General features: G+C 66.7%; 12 protein-coding genes, 2 tRNA genes and 2 rRNA genes. 15 read left to right on the forward strand and 1 reads right to left on the reverse strand.

The window, feature by feature from the left end:
• Positions 1-65 precede the first annotated feature (65 nt).
• The 9 genes from F0U63_RS17170 to F0U63_RS17210 all read left to right on the forward strand — a co-directional run bounded on the left by F0U63_RS17170 (position 66) and on the right by F0U63_RS17210 (position 10,043).
• Complete coding sequence (locus F0U63_RS17170) at positions 66-1,949, forward strand: DUF4388 domain-containing protein (RefSeq protein WP_395846998.1); 1,884 nt, start codon at positions 66-68, stop codon at positions 1,947-1,949.
• A complete protein-coding gene (locus F0U63_RS17175; protein WP_395846999.1) occupies positions 1,949-3,727 on the forward strand; it encodes an ABC transporter ATP-binding protein in 1,779 nt (592 codons plus the stop codon). Before F0U63_RS17170 ends, F0U63_RS17175 begins: the two co-directional genes overlap by 1 nt.
• Positions 3,724-4,902, forward strand: a complete 1,179-nt coding sequence (locus F0U63_RS17180) for a PHP domain-containing protein (protein ID WP_395847000.1) — start codon at positions 3,724-3,726, stop codon at positions 4,900-4,902. The genes F0U63_RS17175 and F0U63_RS17180 overlap by 4 nt, the downstream gene beginning before the upstream one ends.
• Before the next feature lie 31 nt (positions 4,903-4,933).
• Positions 4,934-6,202, forward strand: a complete 1,269-nt coding sequence (locus tag F0U63_RS17185) for a 3-deoxy-D-manno-octulosonic acid transferase (protein ID WP_395847001.1) — start codon at positions 4,934-4,936, stop codon at positions 6,200-6,202.
• The gene (locus F0U63_RS17190; protein ID WP_395847002.1) at positions 6,199-7,221 is read left to right on the forward strand and encodes a glycosyltransferase; all 1,023 of its coding nucleotides are present in this window, start codon (positions 6,199-6,201) and stop codon (positions 7,219-7,221) included. The genes F0U63_RS17185 and F0U63_RS17190 overlap by 4 nt, the downstream gene beginning before the upstream one ends.
• 65 nt (positions 7,222-7,286) lie before the next feature.
• Positions 7,287-8,267 (forward strand): tetraacyldisaccharide 4'-kinase, encoded by a 981-nt coding sequence (lpxK, locus tag F0U63_RS17195; protein WP_395848379.1) that lies wholly within the window; start codon positions 7,287-7,289, stop codon positions 8,265-8,267.
• A 49-nt stretch (positions 8,268-8,316) separates the two neighbouring features.
• The gene (locus F0U63_RS17200; RefSeq protein WP_395847003.1) at positions 8,317-9,330 is read left to right on the forward strand and encodes a bifunctional heptose 7-phosphate kinase/heptose 1-phosphate adenyltransferase; all 1,014 of its coding nucleotides are present in this window, start codon (positions 8,317-8,319) and stop codon (positions 9,328-9,330) included.
• Positions 9,327-9,818, forward strand: a complete 492-nt coding sequence (locus F0U63_RS17205) for an adenylyltransferase/cytidyltransferase family protein (RefSeq protein WP_395847004.1) — start codon at positions 9,327-9,329, stop codon at positions 9,816-9,818. The genes F0U63_RS17200 and F0U63_RS17205 overlap by 4 nt, the downstream gene beginning before the upstream one ends.
• A 9-nt stretch (positions 9,819-9,827) precedes the next feature.
• The gene (locus F0U63_RS17210; RefSeq protein ID WP_395847005.1) at positions 9,828-10,043 is read left to right on the forward strand and encodes a Trm112 family protein; all 216 of its coding nucleotides are present in this window, start codon (positions 9,828-9,830) and stop codon (positions 10,041-10,043) included.
• Here the strand turns inward: F0U63_RS17210 and F0U63_RS17215 are convergent.
• Positions 10,032-11,132, reverse strand: coding sequence for a glycosyltransferase family 9 protein (locus tag F0U63_RS17215; protein WP_395847006.1), 1,101 nt, complete (start codon positions 11,130-11,132; stop codon positions 10,032-10,034). The genes F0U63_RS17210 and F0U63_RS17215 overlap by 12 nt on opposite strands.
• 75 nt (positions 11,133-11,207) lie before the next feature.
• On the opposite strand from F0U63_RS17215, the gene F0U63_RS17220 reads away from it, so the two are divergent.
• The 6 genes from F0U63_RS17220 (at position 11,208) to F0U63_RS17245 (ending at position 18,702) form a co-directional block, all read left to right on the forward strand.
• The gene (locus tag F0U63_RS17220; protein ID WP_395847007.1) at positions 11,208-12,086 is read left to right on the forward strand and encodes a YicC/YloC family endoribonuclease; all 879 of its coding nucleotides are present in this window, start codon (positions 11,208-11,210) and stop codon (positions 12,084-12,086) included.
• Positions 12,083-12,715: a guanylate kinase gene (gene gmk / locus F0U63_RS17225; protein WP_395847008.1), complete on the forward strand. Its 633-nt coding sequence runs from the start codon at positions 12,083-12,085 to the stop codon at positions 12,713-12,715. The genes F0U63_RS17220 and gmk overlap by 4 nt, the downstream gene beginning before the upstream one ends.
• Positions 12,716-13,566: 851 nt before the next feature.
• Positions 13,567-15,101, forward strand: a 16S ribosomal RNA gene (locus tag F0U63_RS17230).
• A 177-nt stretch (positions 15,102-15,278) separates the two neighbouring features.
• Positions 15,279-15,355: transfer RNA gene (locus tag F0U63_RS17235), tRNA-Ile, on the forward strand.
• A gap of 65 nt (positions 15,356-15,420) precedes the next feature.
• Positions 15,421-15,493: transfer RNA gene (locus F0U63_RS17240), tRNA-Ala, on the forward strand.
• Positions 15,494-15,735: 242 nt separating this feature from the next.
• Positions 15,736-18,702, forward strand: a 23S ribosomal RNA gene (locus F0U63_RS17245).
• The 16S and 23S rRNA genes sit together here with 2 tRNA genes alongside, the layout of an rRNA operon.
• Positions 18,703-18,810 lie beyond the last annotated feature (108 nt).

Below are 18,810 nucleotides of genomic sequence, written 5' to 3' on the forward strand. Positions count from 1 at the left end.
CGGATGGACGGCGTGGCGAGAGCAGCCTGCTGCGGCGCGAGCCGAGTGTGTACACTGGCGGGCCCGTGAAGAAGCTTCTGCTGGTCGAGAACCATCCCCCCACCCGTGAGCATCTCACCGGGGTCCTGTCTCAAGCCGGCTATACCGTGAGGGCCGTGGGCGAGCCCGGCTCGGCGATGGAGCATTTCGTCGCCGACAATCCCTCGCTGGTGGTGATGTCCGTGGACGTGCCGCGACTGGATGGCGCGCACGTGGGCCACCTCATTCGCAACTACAGCCTGGGGGCGCGCGTGCCCATCGTGGCCATCGACAAGGGCCACCTGGGCCGGGCCCGCGGCGTGGCCTCGCTGGTGGACCTCAAGGTGAACGCCTACGTGGCCGACCCGCTCAAGCCCGGCGAGCTGGTGGGCAAGCTCCAGTCGCTGTCGGCCGCCATGGAGCAGAACGCCACCCCGCTCAAGGGGGTGCTGGGGATGCTGGTGCGCCCGGCGGTGATGAGCGGGGATCTCAAGGGGTTTCCACTGCCGGCGCTGCTGGTGTCGCTCTACCGCCTGCGCCGCGATGGCGTGCTGGTGGTGGCGCACCGGGATCTGACGCGGCGGGTGTTCTTCGCCCAGGGCAGCGCAGTGAACTACGACTCGAGCGCCCGCCAGGACGCGCTGCCCAGCTATCTGCTGCAGCGCCAGGTGCTGAACGAGGCGCAGGCGGAGCGGGTGGTGCAGGCCCTGGGCTCGGGCCTGCGCATTGGCGCGGCGCTCAACGAGGCCGGGGTGGAGGCCGCGGGCGAGGAGCTGTTGCAGCTCTTGCGCGAGTACACGATGGACCGCGTCGCCCAGGTCATCGGCATGCGCGAGGGCCGCTACGCCTTCTATCCCGGCGATGACTTCCAGAGCGAGGTGGCCACGGTGGAGACGCCCGCGCTGGCGCCCATCCTGGACGGAGCGCGCCGGGCCATGCCGCTCAAGACCCTGGCCGCGCCCCTGCGCGCGCACCAATCGGAGTTTCCCGTGCGCACGCCCGACTTCGGCCGGGACCTGGGCGCGCTGGGGCTGAACACGGAGGACTTGAAGATCGCCATGCAAATGAACGGGCGCATCCCGCTGAGGGATCTGCTCGCGCATGGGCGGGGCGACTTGCGGCGGGGCTACTCGCTGCTGTGGTTCCTGCGGCTGGTGGGGGGGGTGGACTTCTCGGCCACGCCCGTGGCCCAGGGGCCCGGCGAGGTGGTGGTGGTGCCGGACGTCATCGCCCCGCGCAAGCGCAAGCCGCTGCCGGCGGACGTGGCGGCCAACCTGCGCGAGGGCGCGGTGCGCATCATCACCGGCAGCTACTTCCGCTGCCTGGGGCTGGAGATCGCCGCGGACAGCGAGGCGGTGGAGCGCTCCTACCACGAGCTCGCCATGCGCTTTCACCCGGACAGCTACGCCGAGTACGACACCTCGGAGATGAAGGACTTGCTGGACTCGGTGCAGGAGAAGCTGTCGGCGGCGTACCGGGTGCTGTCGTTGCCGGAAAAGCGCAAGGCGTACCTGCAGTACCTCGTGTCGCGCATGGACGTGGGCCGCTCCACCACGGTGAACGTGGACGCCGAGTTGATGCTGCGGCGGGGTGAGGCGGCGCTCAAGCGCAAGCAGTACCGCTCGGCGCTGATCCATTTCGAGGAGGCGGTGGGGCTCAACCCCCAGGAGCCCGAGTACTACTCGTACCTGGCGTGGGCCACCTTCCTCGCGGGCACGGGGCCCAAGGAGGACCGCGCCCGGGCCGCGCAGAAGGTGCTGCGCAAGGCGCTCACGCTCAACCCGTACCTCGAGCGGGCGCTCATCATCTCGGCCATCATCGACAGTGAGATGAACGACGAGTCGGGGGCGCGCAAGAAGCTGCTCAAGGTGCTCGAACTCAACCCCAACTCCCAGCTCGCGAAGGCCGCGCTGCGCAAAGTAGGCCGGTGATGCACAAGTCGTTGTGGCGGTTGTTGGGATACGCCCGGCCTCATGCGGCGGTGCTGGGCGCGGCGTTCGTGTGCATGGCGGTGCTGGGACTGTGCACGGGGGCCTACGCGTACCTGATGGGCCCCGCGCTGCGCTTCCTCCTGTCGGGGGGCGAGCGGGGCTTTGGCGGCGAGCAGGCCGTGCCGTGGCTGGCGGACCTGCCGCGCGAGGCCGCGCTCTGGGGCTTCCCCGTGGTGGTGGTGACCGTGGGGGTGGTCAAGGGCGTGGCGTACCTGGGCCAGTTCTACTTCATGGGCCTCTTCGCCCAGAAGACGGTGGCGGACGTGCGGCGCGAGTTGTTCGTGCGCCTCACCTCGCTGTCGCCCGCGCAGCTCGCGCGCGAGCGGATGGGGGACCTGCTCAGCCGCTTCTCCGCGGACGTGCAGGCGGTGGAGGTGGCGGCCATGTACACCGTGGGCTCCTACCTGCGCGATTCGTTGCAGATCGTGGTGCTCGCCGGGGTGGCGCTGTCGCTCAGTCCGCTGCTGGGCGGGTTGATGCTGTGCGCGCTTCCCCTGGCGGCGCTGCCGGCCTCGCGGCTGACGCGCAAGGCGCTGCGGGGCACGCGCGAGGGGCAGTTGCAGCTGGGGCACCTCGCGGGCCAGCTCCAGGAGGGACTGGGCGGCATGCGCACCATCCAGGCCTTCAACGGGCAGGCGGCGGAGCTGGAGCGCTTCTCGTCGCACGCGCGCTCGCACGAGGAGGCGATGGTGCGGGCCGCGTGGGCCCGGGGTGGAGTGCCGGGAGTGATGGAGGTGCTGGCGGCGGCGGCGCTCGCGGGCGCCCTGGCCTACGCGGCGGCCACGCGCGCCATGGATCCCGCGTCGCTCCTGTCGTTCCTCACCGCGGTGGTGCTCGTGTACCAGCCCGTGAAGGATCTGGGCCGGGTGACGCAGTTCGCGATGCAGGCGGGTGCGGCGGGCGAGCGGCTCTTCGCGCTGTTGGACCTGCGCCATCCGGTGGAGGACTCGCCCGGGGCCACCGAGGCGCCCGTCCTGAAGCACGGCCTTGTATTGGAGGGCGTGGGCTTCTCCTATGGGGAGCGGCGGGCCCTGGCGGGGCTGACGGTGGAGCTGCCCGTGGGGCAGGTGGTGGCGCTGGTGGGACCGAGTGGTGGAGGCAAGAGCACCATCACCCAGTTGCTGCTGCGCTTCGAGCGCCCGAGCGAGGGCCGGCTGTTGCTCGACGGGGTGGACGCGGACCGCTACACGGCGGAGAGCGTGCGGGCGAAGTTCGCGCTGGTGACGCAGGAGCCGCTGCTCTTCTCGGGCAGCGTGAGGGAGAACCTGAGCCTGGCGCGGCCGGACGCGACGCGCGAGGAGCTGGAGGCGGCGGCCCGGGTGGCCAGCGCGCATGAGTTCATCCAGGCGCTGCCCGAGGGCTATGACACGCTCGTGGGCGAGCGGGGCGCGAAGCTGAGCGGAGGGCAGCGGCAGCGGCTGTGCATCGCGCGGGCGGTGCTGTCGCGCGCGCCGGTGCTCGTGCTGGACGAGGCGACGAGCAGCCTGGACCCCGAGAGCGAGCGCGAGGTGCAGGCGGCGCTCGCGCGGGTGTTGCCGGGGCGCACGGCGCTGGTGATCGCCCATCGGCTGTCGACGGTGGTGTCCGCGGATCGCATCTGCGTGGTGGAGGCGGGGCGGGTGGTGGAGCAGGGTCGCCACGAGGAGCTGCTGGCGCGGGGCGGCGTCTACGCGGCGCTGTGGGCGTTGCAGGCGGGGGCCGAGCGGGGCGCGGCGTGAAGGTCTCCGGGGCGTGGGTATGGGTGGGCAAGGGGCTGCGGGCCCTGGTGGGCCTGGTGCTGCTCCTCCTGGGGTGGGCGGGGTTCTTCACGTTCGCGGCGTCGTATGCCGACTACCCGGTGGTGCCCCCGGCGCCCGAGGGTCCCCGGTGGCTACGCGGCGCCTTTCATGTGCACACCACGCGCTCGGATGGGCGGGCGACGGAGGTGGAGGTGGCCGCGGCGGCGAAGGCGGCGGGCCTGCACTTCGTGGTGCTCACGGATCACAACGACTTCACCCCGCGCGAGCCCGTTTTCGTGAACGGGGTGTTGCTGATCCAGGGGGTGGAGATCTCCACGGCCGCGGGGCACCTCGTGGCGTTCGGCCTCGAGCGCCCGCTGGAGGGGAGGCTCAAGGGGATGGACGGGGGCGAGGCCCAGGCGGCGGTGGAGCGGGCCGGGGGAGTGAGTGTGCTCGCCCATCCGGTGCAGGCGCGCAATCCGTGGCGCCACGAGGGCGCCGCGCGGCGGGCCGAGGGCTTCGAGCTCTACTCGGCGGACACGTTCTTCCGGGGCGCGGTGCGCCAGCCCTTCAGCCGGTTGTTGCCCGCGGTGGGCGCCTGGCTCGGCCAGCGCGTGCACGGGGTGATGCTGCTCGTCGAGCCGGACGAGGGGCCCGTGACGAAGCTGCTGGAGCTGGCGCGGGAGAAGCCGCGGCTGGCGCTGTGCGCGCACGATGCGCACGGCCTGCCGGGCTACGAGGAGGTCTTCCAGTCGCTGGCGATGTACCTGCCGCCCGGGGAAGACGGGGCCACGCCCGTGCTGCCCGGGGACGCGCGAGCCGCCGCCGAGGGGGTGGTGAAGGGGCTCGCGAGTGGGCGGGCCCTCTGTGCGTTCCGGGCGCTGGGAGAACCCGAGGGTTTCGCCCTGGAGGGAGTGGACGCGGCGCGCCGGGAGGCCCACGTGGGCGACGTGCTCACGGTGCGCCTGCCTCCGGGAGCCCGGGAGCATGTCCGCGTGGAGGTGCGAGGAGCGGGGCGGCTGCGGCCGGACGGCGTATCGGTGGAGTTGGTGGAGGAGGGGGCGGTCCAGGTGGAGGCCTGGGTAGAGTCGCCGGGGCGGTTCTTCGGGAGCCAGTGGCGGCCGTGGATCGTCCCGAGCCCTGTCCGAGTGCTGGCACGGGGCGTGGGGCGCTGAGATCTGCTAGAGGGACGCGGCCCAGCCTCCCATGCGCTTGCTCTACGTCCTCGCCAGCTACCTGCTCTTCGCCGTGCTGTTCCCCGTGCTGTCGTTGCACCGCAAGACGCGCAACGGGTTGAGGCAGCGGCTCGGCTACTACGCGCCGGGGGAGCTGCCTCCGCGTGGGGAGGGGCCCACGTTCTGGCTGCATGGGGCGAGCGCGGGAGATTTGCTGGCGCTCTCGCCGATGTTCGCGCCGCTGCGGGCGCGCTTTCCGGGGTGCCGCATCGTGCTCTCCACGATGACGGACTCGGGTTTCATGATGGGGCGGGGGCGGTTGGCGAAGGAGGTGGACGCGGTGGTGTATGCGCCGTACGACCTGTGGGGCGCCACGCGGCGGGCGGTGCGCGCCATCCAGCCGGACCTGCTGGTGCTCGAGTACACGGAGATCTGGCCCAACCTCATCCGCGCGGCGAAGCGGGCCGGGGTGAAGGTGACGCTGACGAACGGGCGCTTCTCCCCGGGGCAGCAGGGCAAGTACCGGCTGTTGTTCTCGTTGATCGGCAATCCGCTGCGGGACATGGCGCTGTTCCTGATGAGGGGCGAGGACGAGGCGGAGCGGGCGCTGGCGCTGGGGGCACCGGGCGAGCGGGTCTTCGTGACGGGGAACACCAAGTTCGATGCCCTGGCGGCGGTGGGCCCGGGGCAGGAGGACGAGACGCTGCGCGGGGCGCTGGGAATCAAGGCGGGGGAGCGGGTGTGGATCGCCGGCAGTACCCACGAGGGCGAGGAGGAGCACCTGTTGGGGGTCTACCGTCGGCTGCTGGACGTGCACCCGGATCTGCGGCTGGTGATCGCGCCGAGGTACATCGACCGGGCGGGACGGATCGCCGCGCTGGCGAGGGAGGCGGGGCTGAGCGTGGGGTTGCGCTCGAGGGGGAACGAGGAGGGAGGGCGGGTGGTGGTGCTGGACACGATGGGCGAGCTGTCGCGGGCGTACCGGCTGGCGTCGTTGGTGTTCGTGGGCGGCTCGTTCACGACGCGCGGAGGGCAGAACATCCTGGAGCCGGCGGGACAGGGCAAGCCGGTGTTGTTCGGGCCGCACATGGAGAACTTCCAGGACAGCGTGCAGGTGCTGGTGGGGCGGGGAGGCATCCAGGTGAACGACGCGGAGCACCTGTACCGGGTGATGTCGGAGCTCTTGCAGAAGCCGGAGAACGTGACATCGCTCGGGGTGTTGGCGAGGACGACGGTGCGGCAGGTGTCCGGGGCGAGCCAGCGCAACGTGGAGCACATGGCGCGGGTGTTGGCGCGATGAGGATCCTGCATCTGCTCGCGAGCCCCTCCTGGAGCGGCCCGGCGGAGAACGTGGCGTTGCTGGCGCTGGCGCAGCGCGAGGCGGGCCACGAGGTGCGGGTGGCGGTGGATCGGCGGCGCGCGGAGGCGTCGTCGGAGGAGCTGTCGGTGCCGCGCTTCGCGGCGTTGGGACTCTTGGACGAGGGCGGGCTGGAGTTGTCGGTGAAGTCGCCGCCGTGGCGGATGGTGGGGGACGGGTGGCGGTTGCGGGGGCGGAGCGTGGAGGTGGTGCACGCGCACTTCACTCATGATCACCTGGTGGCACGCTGGGGGCGGCCGCGGGGCGCGGTGTTGATCCGCTCGGTGCACGCGCCGAGGTCGTTGCGCGCCTCGCTGCCAGAGGCGGATGCGTACACGGTGCCCGCGTCCTCGCTGATCACCCGGCTGGTGGGCAGGCGCGTGCAGGTGTTGCCGCCGTTGGTGGATGGGATGTTCCGGCCCGAGGCGGACCGGGAGGCGCTGCGGCGGGAGTTGGGGCTCACGGGCGCGCCGCTCATCGGCATGGTGTCGACCTTCCAGGCGTCACGGCGGCACGCGCTCGGGGTGGAGGCGTTCGCGAGGCTGCGGCGGGTGCGTGCGGAGGCGCGGTTGGTGCTGGTGGGGGATGGGGGCCTGGTGGAGACGGTGCGCGAGCAGGTGCGGGCGCTGGGGTTGGAGGAGGGGGTGACGTTCGCGGGCTATCAGCAGGGGGAGGCGTTCGCGCGCTGGCTGAAGGCGCTGGACGAGGTGTGGATATTGGGGCTGGGGAACGACTGGAGCGCGAGGGCGGCGGCGCAGGCGCGGGCCTGTGGGGTGCGCGTGGTGGCGGTGGAGGAGGGCAACCTGCCGTCGCTGGCGGACGCGCGGGTGGAGGAGCTGACGCCGGAGGCGGTGGTGGCGGCCTCGGAGTCGGGGGAGCGGGCGTTGGTGGAACATCCGGGCAACGCGCGGATCGCCGCGGACGTGCTCGCGCTGTACGAGCGGGCGAGGGCGGGGCGGTGAGCGGCCCGACGGCGATCGAGCGGGTCTTCTATCCGGGGGCACCGGAGCGGTGGAGGCGCCGGGCGATGCTCGCGCCGCTGGAGCTGTTGTCGTGGGGTTATGGAGCCGGCGTGCGGCTGCGCGGTGCGCTCTACGACGCGGGGTGGCTGCGTGGGGAGCGGGTGGAGGGCCTGCGGGTCATCTCGGTGGGCAACCTGAACGTGGGAGGGACGGGGAAGACGCCCGCGGTGCTCTACCTGGCGGAGCTGCTGGTGCGGGAGGGCAGGCGCGTGGGCATCCTCACGCGGGGGTATGGGCGCGGCTCGAAGGAGCCGTTGAGCTTCACGGGGCGGGAGCGGCTGCCCTCGGTGGAGGAAGCGGGGGACGAGCCCTTGTTGTTGGCGCGCCGGTGTCCCGAGGCGCGGTTGCTGGTGGGAGCGGACCGGCGGGCGTTGGCGAGGAGGGCGCGGGACGAGTACGGGCTGGAGGTGGTGCTGTTGGACGATGGCTTCCAGCACCGGCGGTTGGCGAGGGACGAGGACGTGGTGGTGGTGGACGAGGCGGTGGGCTTCGGCAATGGCCGGATGCTGCCGCGGGGGCCGTTGCGCGAGCCTCTGGACGCGCTGAAGCGGGCCACGCTCGTATGGGTGCGAGCGTCCTCGATGCCGGTGGTGGACTGGCCGCCCATCACGGCGCCCCGGGTGCGGACGCTCTACCGGCCCACGGGCTGGGTGGACCCCGAGGGAGCGTTGCATCCCCCCGGAGCGTTGGAGGGTAGGCCGGTCCTGGCTCTGGCGGGGTTGGCGCGGCCTGGAGGCTTCGTGCGGACGCTGGAGGAACTGCGCGTGGAGGTGAGGGGGACGGCCTTCTTCGCGGACCATCATCACTTCAGCGCGCGGGAACTCGTGGAAGTCCGGGAACGGGCGGTGCGGTTGGGGGCGAGGGTGGTGACGACGGAGAAGGACCGGGTGCGTCTGCCGGTGGACTTCGAGACATGGGCGGTGAGACTGGGCGTGGAGGTACTGGAGGGCGAGGCGCACCTTCGCCGGGCCCTGGGGCTTGCGTAGGAGAAGGTCGGCTTGTGGGCGGGGGGCCGGTGTGGGACAACGCGCCGCCATGGCTGCCGTCCTACCCGCCCGAGCGATGTCCTCCCTGGCGCAGTTGCCCCTGGCGTTCTCGCGCCGGAGGGTGCTGATGGTGGGGGATCTCGTCGCCGACCATTACATCTACGGCCAGACGGATCGGGTGAGCCGGGAGGCGCCGGTGCTGATCGTCCGCCACGAGTCCTCGGAGGTGAAGCTGGGGGGAGGGGCGAACGTGGCGGCGAACGTGCGAGCGCTGTCGGGGCAGGTGACGGCGGTGGGGGTGCTGGGCACGGACGAGATGGGCCGGGCGTTGCGCAAGCTGTTCGACGAGGCGGACATCCAGCTGAGCGCGGTGAGTGCGCGGGACGTGGAGACGGAGACGAAGACGCGCATCCTGGCGGGCGGGGTGAGCACGACCCGGCAGCAGATGTTGAGGTTGGACCGGGGCCAGCGGGGGCCCTTGCCGCCGCGGTTGAGGCGGGCGCTGGTGAAGCGGGTGGAGGAGGCGGCGAGGGACGCGGACGCGGTGGTGGTGTCGGACTACGGCGCGGGGGTGGTGGGGGACGAGATGCGCGAGGCGCTGCGCGCGTTGGCGGCGGAGGGGCTGCCGGTGTGTGTGGACAGCCGCTACAGCCTGTCGGCCTTCACCGGGGTGACGGTGTGCAAGCCGAACGAGCCGGAGTTGCAGTCGTTGGTGGGCCGTCCCTTGAGGACGGAGGCGGAGCTGCTGGAGGCGGGGCATGAGGTGGTGAAGCGGCTGCGCTGCCAGGCGTTGTTGGTGACGCGGGGCCGGCATGGCATGGCGCTCTTCGACGCGAAGGGGGGAGTGGACCTGGTGCCGGTGCACGGGGCGAAGGACGCGGTGGACGTGACGGGGGCGGGGGATACGGTGATCGCGGCGTTTTCGCTCGGGTTGGCGGCCGGAGGCGGGTTCGGGGATGCGGCGCGGCTGGCGAACGTGGCGGGAGCGCTGGCGGTGCAGAAGCTGGGCACGGCGACGGTGGCGCGCGACGAGTTGTTGGGAGAGCTGAGGGGTTCGAGATGAGCACGCTGGAAAAGGTGCGAGGGCTCGCGGAGGTGGTGGAGCAGCGCGAGCGCTGGCGAGCGGAAGGCAAGACGGTGGCGCTGGCCAACGGCATTTTCGATCTGCTCCATGTGGGGCATGTGCGCTATCTGGAGGGAGCCCGGGAGCTCGCGGACCACCTAGTGGTGGCGGTGAACTCGGACGCGTCGACGAGGGCGTACAAGGGGCCGGGCCGGCCGCACATCCCGGAGGCGGAGCGGGCGGAATTGGTGGCGGCGCTGGCGTGTACGGACCGGGTGCTGGTATTCGACGAGCCCAACGTGCGGTCCATCATCCGGGCGTTGAAGCCGGACGTGCACGTGAAGGGGACGGACTACACGCCAGACAGCATTCCCGAGGCGGATGAGGTCCGCGCCTATGGGGGCCGGGTGGCGGTGGCGGGAGATCCCAAGAATCACAGCACGACGGAGCTGGCCCGGCGGTTGCGAATGGACCGAGGACCCGGATAGGGGGCGCACATGATGCTTTTCGAGGAGTTGTTGAGGGTGCTGGCGTGCCCTCGTTGCAAGGAACTGCTTTCGCTCGATGAGGCGGGGGCTGACGATGGCGGGGCGGAGACGTCCGGGTCGGGAACGCTGAGCTGCGCGGGATGTGCGCTCGCCTATCCCATCCGGGACGGGGTGGCGGAGTTGCTCGCCAGCGAGGCGAGCCCGTGGGTGAAGTCAGGACACTGAGCTGCGGACCTGGAGTTCTTCGGCGAAGGAGCGGACCTCCTCGAAGACGCGGGCCTCGAGGTCCCCGCCCGAGTCGGCGACGGGGGTGAGGTCCACCATGCGGTGGGGCGGGTAGGGGTGACCCCAGCGCTCCATGTCCATGCGGAGGAAGAGGCCGAGGGTGGGGGCTCCGACGGCCACGGACAGGTGCATGGGTCCGGTGTTGTTGCAGAGGGTGAGTCCGGCGTCGCGCATGAGGGCGGCCAGCTCATCGATGTTGGTGGGAGGGGCGAGCTGGGCGCCTGGCGCGGCGGCGACCACGGAGCGTGCGAGTTCCTCCTCTCCCGGGCCCCAGGTGATGATGGGGGTGCGCCCGGAGGCGAGCAGGGCGCGAGCGCCGGCGGCGAAGGCCTCGGGAGGGATGCGGCGCCAGCCGAGCCGTCCGCCGGGGTTGACCACGGCGCGGGGCGAGCCGGCCCCGGCCTCGAGCCAGAGATGGAACTTCTCGCTGATGAGGGGGCGGCGGAAGGACATGCGCGCGGGCTGCTCATCCCGGACGAAGGGGGAGAGCAGGTGCAGGCGCTGGAGCATCTCGCCGGAGGTATCGGAGCGGGCCGGGATGGACAGCGAGTGCAGCAGGTGGACGGGCCATTGCTTGGGGCCGATGACGAGGGCGTGGGGCCCGACGAGCCGGGAGATGATGGCGGAGGTGACCGAGGGGCTGGACCAGTTGGCGCAGTCGACGACGACGTCATAGCGCTCGCGGCGCAGGGCGCGGATGCCGGGGGCGAGGGCGCCGAGCCACAGCAGGCGCCGGTTGAAGGCGATGACGCGGTCGGCCTCGGGGTGGCCGGCGAGGACGCGAGCGACCTTGGCGTGGGCGAGGACGTGGACCTCGGGGGAGCGCGGGGTGGCCTTGAGGGCGCGGATGAGGGGGGTGGTGAGGAGGGCCTCCCCGACGCGGTTGTCGATACGGACCAGGAGGACGCGTCGGGGGGAGGGGAGGGACTGCCCTGCCCGCCGGCGTCTGCCGGGGCGCCACAGGAGGGCGGATGCCACGAGAGCGAGTGCCAGCTTCGCCCAGAACTCGAGCCGCTTGTGCCAGACCATCGGGGCGCGGACCATAGCAGAGCGGGCGCGCGCGGGTGGCTTGACCTGATGGCCGGAAGCGCCTAGCAAGCCGCCATGTTGAAGAGCATGACCGGATTTGGCGCGGGGCGCGCACGCGTGGGCGACGAGGAGTTCTCCGTCGAGGTGCGTTCGCTCAACCACAAGTTCTGCGAGGTGAAGGCGCGGCTGCCGCGGGAGTTGTCGGCGCTGGAGCCGGCGCTGGTGAAGCAGGTGAAGGACCGCCTGGCGCGAGGCGCGGTGGATGTCTTCATCAAGCGGAACACGGTGACGGCGGCGGGCACGGTGCCCGTGGTGGATGTGGGGCTCGCCCGGGAGTGGGCGCGAGCGCTGCGTGAGGTGGGCGAGGCCCTGGGAGAGCTGGCGGAAGTCTCCTGGTCGGTGGTGGCCAGCCAACCCGGGGTGGTGCGGTTGGAAGAGCGCGGCATGAACGTGGAGGCGGCGACGCAGGCCGTTTCCGGGGCGCTCGAGCAGGCGCTGACGGCCCTGGAGCAGATGCGCCAGGTCGAGGGGGAGGCGATCCGGGTCGACCTGGAGACACGGCTCGGGCTCATCGAGCGCTGGAGCCGGGAGGTGGCCGGGCTGGCCCCGCGTTCCGTGGAGGAGTACCGGCAGCGGCTGACCGAGCGGGTGGCCGAGCTGGCACGGGGCATCTCGGTGGACGAGCAGCGGCTTGCGCAGGAGGTGGCCCTGTTCGCGGAACGGAGCGACATCGCCGAGGAGATGACGCGGCTGGCGAGTCACCTGGAGCAGTTCCGCCAGCTCATGGGGGCGGGAGAGCCGTCGGGCCGCCGGATGGACTTCCTCGTGCAGGAGATGCACCGCGAGGTAAACACCACGGGTTCCAAGAGCCAGCACGCGGAGATTTCCGCGCGAGTGGTGTCGATGAAGGCAGAAGTCGAGCGCATCCGCGAACAGGTCCAGAACGTCGAATGAACGAGCCCACTGTCTTCCCGCCCGGTCTTCTGGTTGTCCTCTCCGCTCCCTCGGGGACGGGAAAGACGACCTTGGCGCGCCGCCTGCTGGCGGAGGTGCCGAACGCCCTCTTCTCCATCAGCGTCACCACCCGGCAGCCCCGAGGCCGGGAGCAGAACGGAGTGGACTACCACTTCGTGGACGTCTCCTCCTTCCAGGATCGGATCGAGCGGGGCGAGTTCGTGGAGTGGGCCGAGGTGTACGGCCACTTCTATGGCAGCCCTCAGTCGGTGGTGGATGAGGCGCGGGCCCAACGGGGCATGGCCATCTTCGACATCGACGTACAGGGCGGGCTTGCGATCAAGCGCAAGCACCCCGACACGGTCTGCATCTTCGTGGTACCGCCCTCCTTGGAGGAACTGGAGCGGCGGCTGCGCGAGCGCGGAACCGATGCCGAGGACACCATTCGTCGCCGACTGTTGGCGGCTCGCTCGGAGATCGAGAGGGGAATCGCCTCGTACGACTACATTATCGTGAACGACAACTTCGACCGGGCTTATGCGGATCTCTACTCGGTGGTGGTTGCCGAGCGCTGCCGACAGGGCCGGGTGGATCTCTCCAGACTCCGATTGGACCGCTCCGGTCCCTGAACTCTCCCCTCCTCGGACTGGTTGAACCAGCAAGTTCCTCGAGGAGGAGTCGTTCCGGAGAGCGCAAGCAACGGTTGGGGAAAAGAGCTTGCGTCGGCGGATCGCTTGGTGGATAAGGCCCCTCACCTCGCGGCCGGGTGTCAGGCAACTGACAGTTGACGGGAGGGGACGTACTCGTTACTTGACTGGGAACAGCAAGTGGCGAGCGAGAACGGCGGCTCGGTTGAAAGAGCAGTTGACTCTCGGCAGGGCGAGGCGATAGAAGCCGCGCCCCCTCGGAAAGAAAGGCGAAGCCGCACTGGCGGTGGGAGCCTCTGGCCGAGCGAAGCACAACAGAGCGAAATAAGAAGTCGACGCAGCGAGGTTGACTCGAAACGCGGTGGTGGTAGAAGCCGCTTCCCCCGAGCCGAAGAAGTCACGCAGGTGACGAAAGCGGCGGGCGGGAAAAAGCGAGTCGACGAAGCGAGTTGACACGAAGGGCGGAACGGCAGTAGATTCCGCCTCCCTTCGACAGAGAAGAAAAAATCTCTTCGAGGTGAACCGAAAAAGCGAGGCGGCAACGGCCGCTTGACAGCAGAAACGGTTCAGAATAAAAGAGCAGCCCCCGCGGTTGAAAGCGGTGAAGCTGAGAAACACGGTAGCACAGCAGGACAGCCGGAAGCAAGCGGCTCGGTCTTTGAAAACCAGATAGCAAACCCAAAGAAGACAGATTGCGGAAACCGCAGTCAATTCTTGAGACGGGTTCCGCAGCGAGTCGGCGTGAGTCGATTGGCAGGAGCCCTGATGAACAGCGAAGTCAGGTAACCCCTTAGCCGGGACCTGGCCTAGCCGGTTCAACCCTTCAAAAAATTCAATTGGAGAGTTTGATCCTGGCTCAGAACGAACGCTGGCGGCGTGCCTAACACATGCAAGTCGAGCGCGAATGGAGCAATCCTAGTAGAGCGGCGCACGGGTGCGTAACACGTGGATAATCTGCCTGGGTGTCTGGGATAACCAGTCGAAAGATTGGCTAATACCGGATAAGCCCCCGGGAGCTTCGGCTCTTGAGGGAAAAGGTGGCCTCTGTATACAAGCTATCACATCCAGATGAGTCCGCGGCCCATCAGCTAGTTGGCGGGGTAATGGCCCACCAAGGCGACGACGGGTAGCTGGTCTGAGAGGACGATCAGCCACACTGGAACTGAGACACGGTCCAGACTCCTACGGGAGGCAGCAGTGGGGAATTTTGCGCAATGGGCGAAAGCCTGACGCAGCAACGCCGCGTGTGTGATGAAGGTCTTTGGATTGTAAAGCACTTTCGACCGGGACGAAAACCCGTTGGCTAACATCCAACGGCTTGACGGTACCGGGAGAAGAAGCACCGGCTAACTCTGTGCCAGCAGCCGCGGTAATACAGAGGGTGCAAGCGTTGTTCGGAATTATTGGGCGTAAAGCGCGTGTAGGCGGCTTTGCAAGTCGGATGTGAAAGCCCTCGGCTCAACCGAGGAAGTGCGTTCGAAACTGCAGAGCTTGAGTACCGGAGAGGGTGGCGGAATTCCCCAAGTAGAGGTGAAATTCGTAGATATGGGGAGGAACACCGGTGGCGAAGGCGGCCACCTGGACGGTCACTGACGCTGAGACGCGAAAGCGTGGGTAGCAAACAGGATTAGATACCCTGGTAGTCCACGCCGTAAACGATGAGAACTAGGTGTCGTGGGTGTTGACCCCCGCGGTGCCGTAGCTAACGCATTAAGTTCTCCGCCTGGGAAGTACGGTCGCAAGACTAAAACTCAAAGGAATTGACGGGGCCCGCACAAGCGGTGGAGCATGTGGTTTAATTCGACGCAACGCGCAGAACCTTACCTGGTCTTGACATCCTCGGAATGCCTCAGAGATGAGGCGGTGCCCGCAAGGGAACCGAGAGACAGGTGCTGCATGGCTGTCGTCAGCTCGTGTCGTGAGATGTTGGGTTAAGTCCCGCAACGAGCGCAACCCTCGCCTTTAGTTGCCGCGCAAGCGGATCTCTAGAGGGACTGCCGGTGTTAAACCGGAGGAAGGTGGGGATGACGTCAAGTCCTCATGGCCTTTATGACCAGGGCTACACACGTGCTACAATGGCCGGTACAAAGCGTTGCCAACTCGCGAGAGGGAGCTAATCGCATAAAACCGGTCTCAGTTCAGATTGGAGTCTGCAACTCGACTCCATGAAGGCGGAATCGCTAGTAATCGCAGATCAGCACGCTGCGGTGAATACGTTCCCGGGCCTTGTACACACCGCCCGTCACACCATGGGAGTCGATTGCTCCAGAAGTCATCTCACCAAGAGGTGCCCAAGGAGTGGTCGGTAACTGGGGTGAAGTCGTAACAAGGTAGCCGTAGGGGAACCTGCGGCTGGATCACCTCCTTTCTAAGGAGACCGGGTGCACGGTCGACGCTTCGGCGCGACAGGGTGCACCAGCGGCGCAAGCCGCCATAGGTCAACCAGGTCAACGTTTCTGCAACTGTCGAGGGTTTGCTGTCTGGTTTTGAGAGGCCGAGCGAAGAGGCTCGGTTCTTTGAAAGAGACGGTAGCTGGAAATCCACTGGGCCTATAGCTCAGCTGGCTAGAGCGCGCGCCTGATAAGCGCGAGGTCGGTGGTTCAAGTCCACCTAGGCCCACCAGTTTCCCACCGGGGAGATTGGGGACGCGACGACAGCCGGCAGGTGGAGGGACAGCGACACATTCAGGGGCTGTAGCTCAGTTGGGAGAGCGCCAGCTTTGCAAGCTGGATGTCGTCGGTTCGATCCCGTCCAGCTCCACAGTTTTCCGACACACGTCGGAGACGTTCTTTGACAAGTTCATACGAAGGGTAGAAATCAATTTCTGCTGAGAAGTTCTCAGCGTCGATTGAGGTGACAGCTCGGCTGCGATAGCGGCCTGGCGGTGGCCCAACGACGCATCAAGTGAATTCTTTCGGGTCCGCGGCGAAGAGCCGGGGCCTGGACCTTGGTCTCGAGTTTCAAGCAACCCGCCGGGAGGCGGGCTGATGAGGGATTAAGGTAAGTAAGCTACTAAGGGCGTGCGGTGGATGCCTAGGTGCCAAGAGGCGATGAAGGACGTGGGTGGCTGCGAAAAGCTCCGGGGAGTTGCCAACCGAACGTTGAGCCGGAGATGTCCGAATGGGGAAACCCAGCGCGGTGAAAGCCGCGTTACCTCAGCCTGAATCCATAGGGCTGAAGGAGCGAACCAGGGGAAGTGAAACATCTCAGTACCCTGAGGAGAAGAAAACAACGAGTGATTCCCAGAGTAGCGGCGAGCGAAATGGGAGGAGCCTAAACCGGTGTCATGAAAATGGCATCGGGGTTGCGGGTCCGCGGTAGGACTCTGGTTTGTTAGCGGAACCATCTGGAAAGGTGGACCAAAGGGCGTGACAGTCGCGTACGCGAAAACGAACTGGAGCTGAGCGGGGTACCCAAGTAGGGCGGGACACGTGCAATCCTGCCTGAATCCGCCGGGACCATCCGGTAAGGCTAAATACTCCTTGGCGACCGATAGTGAACTAGTACCGCGAGGGAAAGGTGAAAAGAACCCCAGTGAGGGGAGTCCAAAGAACCTGAAACCGCATGTCTACAAGCAGTCCGAGCACTACGGGGCAACCCAGTGCGAGGGCGTACCTTTTGCATCATGATTCGGCGACTTAATGTACGTAGCGAGGCTAAGCCGATAGGTGGAGCCGGAGCGAAAGCGAGTCCGAAACGGGCGACTGAGTTGCGTGCATTATAACCCGAAGCGGGGTGATCTACACATGGCCAGGTTGAAGTGAGGGTAACACCTCATGGAGGACCGAACTCATGAAAGTTGAAAATTTCTGGGATGAGCTGTGTGTAGGGGTGAAAGGCCAATCAAACTCCGTGATAGCTGGTTCTCCCCGAAAGATATTTAGGTATCGTCTCGAGTAATTCAATGCTGGAGGTAGAGCACTGGAACGGCTAGGGGTCTCACCAGATTACCAAACCGTACCAAACTCCGAATGCCAGCAATTGTTAGCTCGGGAAGCAGTCAGTGGGTGATAACGTCCATTGGCAAGAGGGGAATAACCCAGACCGACAGCTAAGGCCCCCAAGTCTAGTCTAAGTGAACACTAGAAAGGATGTGGCAAGTCATTGACAACCAGGAGGTTGGCTTAGAAGCAGCCATCCTTTAAAGAAAGCGTAATAGCTCACTGGTCGAGACAGGCCGCGCCGAAAATGTAACGGGGCTCAAGACTAGCGCCGAAGCTTCGGATTGCATGCACTCGGTGCATGCAGTGGTAGGGGAGCGTTGCAACAGCTGAGAAGCTAGACCGCAAGGGCTGGTGGAGCGGTTGCGAGTGCTGATGCCGAAATGAGTAGCGATAAAGGGGGTGGGAAACCCCCTCGCCGTAAACCCAAGGTTTCCTGGGTCAAGTTAATCTTCCCAGGGTTAGCCGGGACCTAAGCCGAGGCCGAAAGGCGTAGGTGATGGCAAGCAGGTTAATATTCCTGCGCCATCTTGTAGACGTTGAACCGAGGAAGGACGGAGAAAGCTAGGCGAGCTGACCGGTGGTTGTGTCAGTCCAAAGGCGTAGGGGTGTCGCGTACGAATAAAGGCGCGGCAGCTATCCCCGAGACCCCATGGCCCCCCTCACGGGGCAAGTCGCTGATGCTCGGCTTCCAAGAAAAGTTCCGCGGGGAGTCTACAGGGTGTCCGTACCGCAAACCGACACAGGTGGGTGAGGAGAAAATCCTAAGGCGCTTGAGAGAACTCTCCTCCAAGGAACTAGGCAAATTTCCACCGTAACTTCGGAAGAAGGTGGGCCTCTGACAGGTGTAGGCGTACAGCCGAAGCCGAGAGAGGTTGCAGAGAAATGGCGGTAGCGACTGTTTACCAAAAACACAGGACTCTGCGAAGGCAAGAAGCCGACGTATAGGGTCTGACTCCTGCCCGGTGCTGGAAGGTTAAGGGGATTCGTCAGCCGCAAGGTGAAGCGATGATCCGAAGCCCCAGTAAACGGCGGCCGTAACTATAACGGTCCTAAGGTAGCGAAATTCCTTGTCGGGTAAGTTCCGACCTGCACGAATGGAGTAACGACTTCCGCGCTGTCTCGGAGAGGGACTCAGCGAAATTGAAATAGCTGTGCCGATGCAGTTTACCCGCAGCAAGACGGAAAGACCCCGTGAACCTTTACTACAACTTGACAGTGACACTAGGGTTCGACTGTGTAGGATAGGTGGGAGCCTTTGAAGCCGGGCCGCTAGGTTCGGTGGAGGCAACGGTGAAATACCACCCTGTCGGATTCTGGTGTCTAACCATGCTCCCTCACCGGGAGTTGGAACACTGTCTGGTGGGTAGTTTGACTGGGGCGGTCGCCTCCCAAAACGTAACGGAGGCGCGCGATGGTTCCCTCAGCCCGATTGGAAACCGGGCGGCGAGTGCAATGGCATAAGGGAGCTTGACTGCGAGACGGACACGTCGAGCAGGTGCGAAAGCAGGTCATAGTGATCCGGTGGTCCTGAATGGAAGGGCCATCGCTCAACGGATAAAAGGTACTCCGGGGATAACAGGCTTATCTCCCCCAAGAGTTCACATCGACGGGGAGGTTTGGCACCTCGATGTCGGCTCATCGCATCCTGGGGCTGGAGCAGGTCCCAAGGGTTTGGCTGTTCGCCAATTAAAGCGGTACGCGAGCTGGGTTCAAAACGTCGTGAGACAGTTTGGTCCCTATCTGCTGTGGGCGTAGGATACTTGAGAGGCTCTGACCTTAGTACGAGAGGACCGGGTTGGAGACACCGCTGGTGTACCAGTTGTCTCGCCAGAGGCATCGCTGGGTAGCCATGTGTCGATTGGATAACCGCTGAAAGCATCTAAGCGGGAAACCGACCTCAAGAACAGGTATCCCGGGCGCAAGCCCCCGAAGACCCGTCGAAGACGACGACGTTGATAGGCCGGGTGTGTAAGCGTGGTAACACGTTGAGCTAACCGGTACTAATAGGTCGAGAGGCTTACTTTACCTCAATCTCTCAGCAGCCCCACCTCAGGGGGGTGCAGGAGACACGAGGCCAAGGTCGAGGCCCCGAGCGAGCGCGAGAGCGCGACGCCGGGCCCGGAAGAAGGCACG

It is taken from the genome of Cystobacter fuscus (genome assembly GCF_044360685.1).
Taxonomy (GTDB): domain Bacteria; phylum Myxococcota; class Myxococcia; order Myxococcales; family Myxococcaceae; genus Cystobacter; species Cystobacter fuscus_C.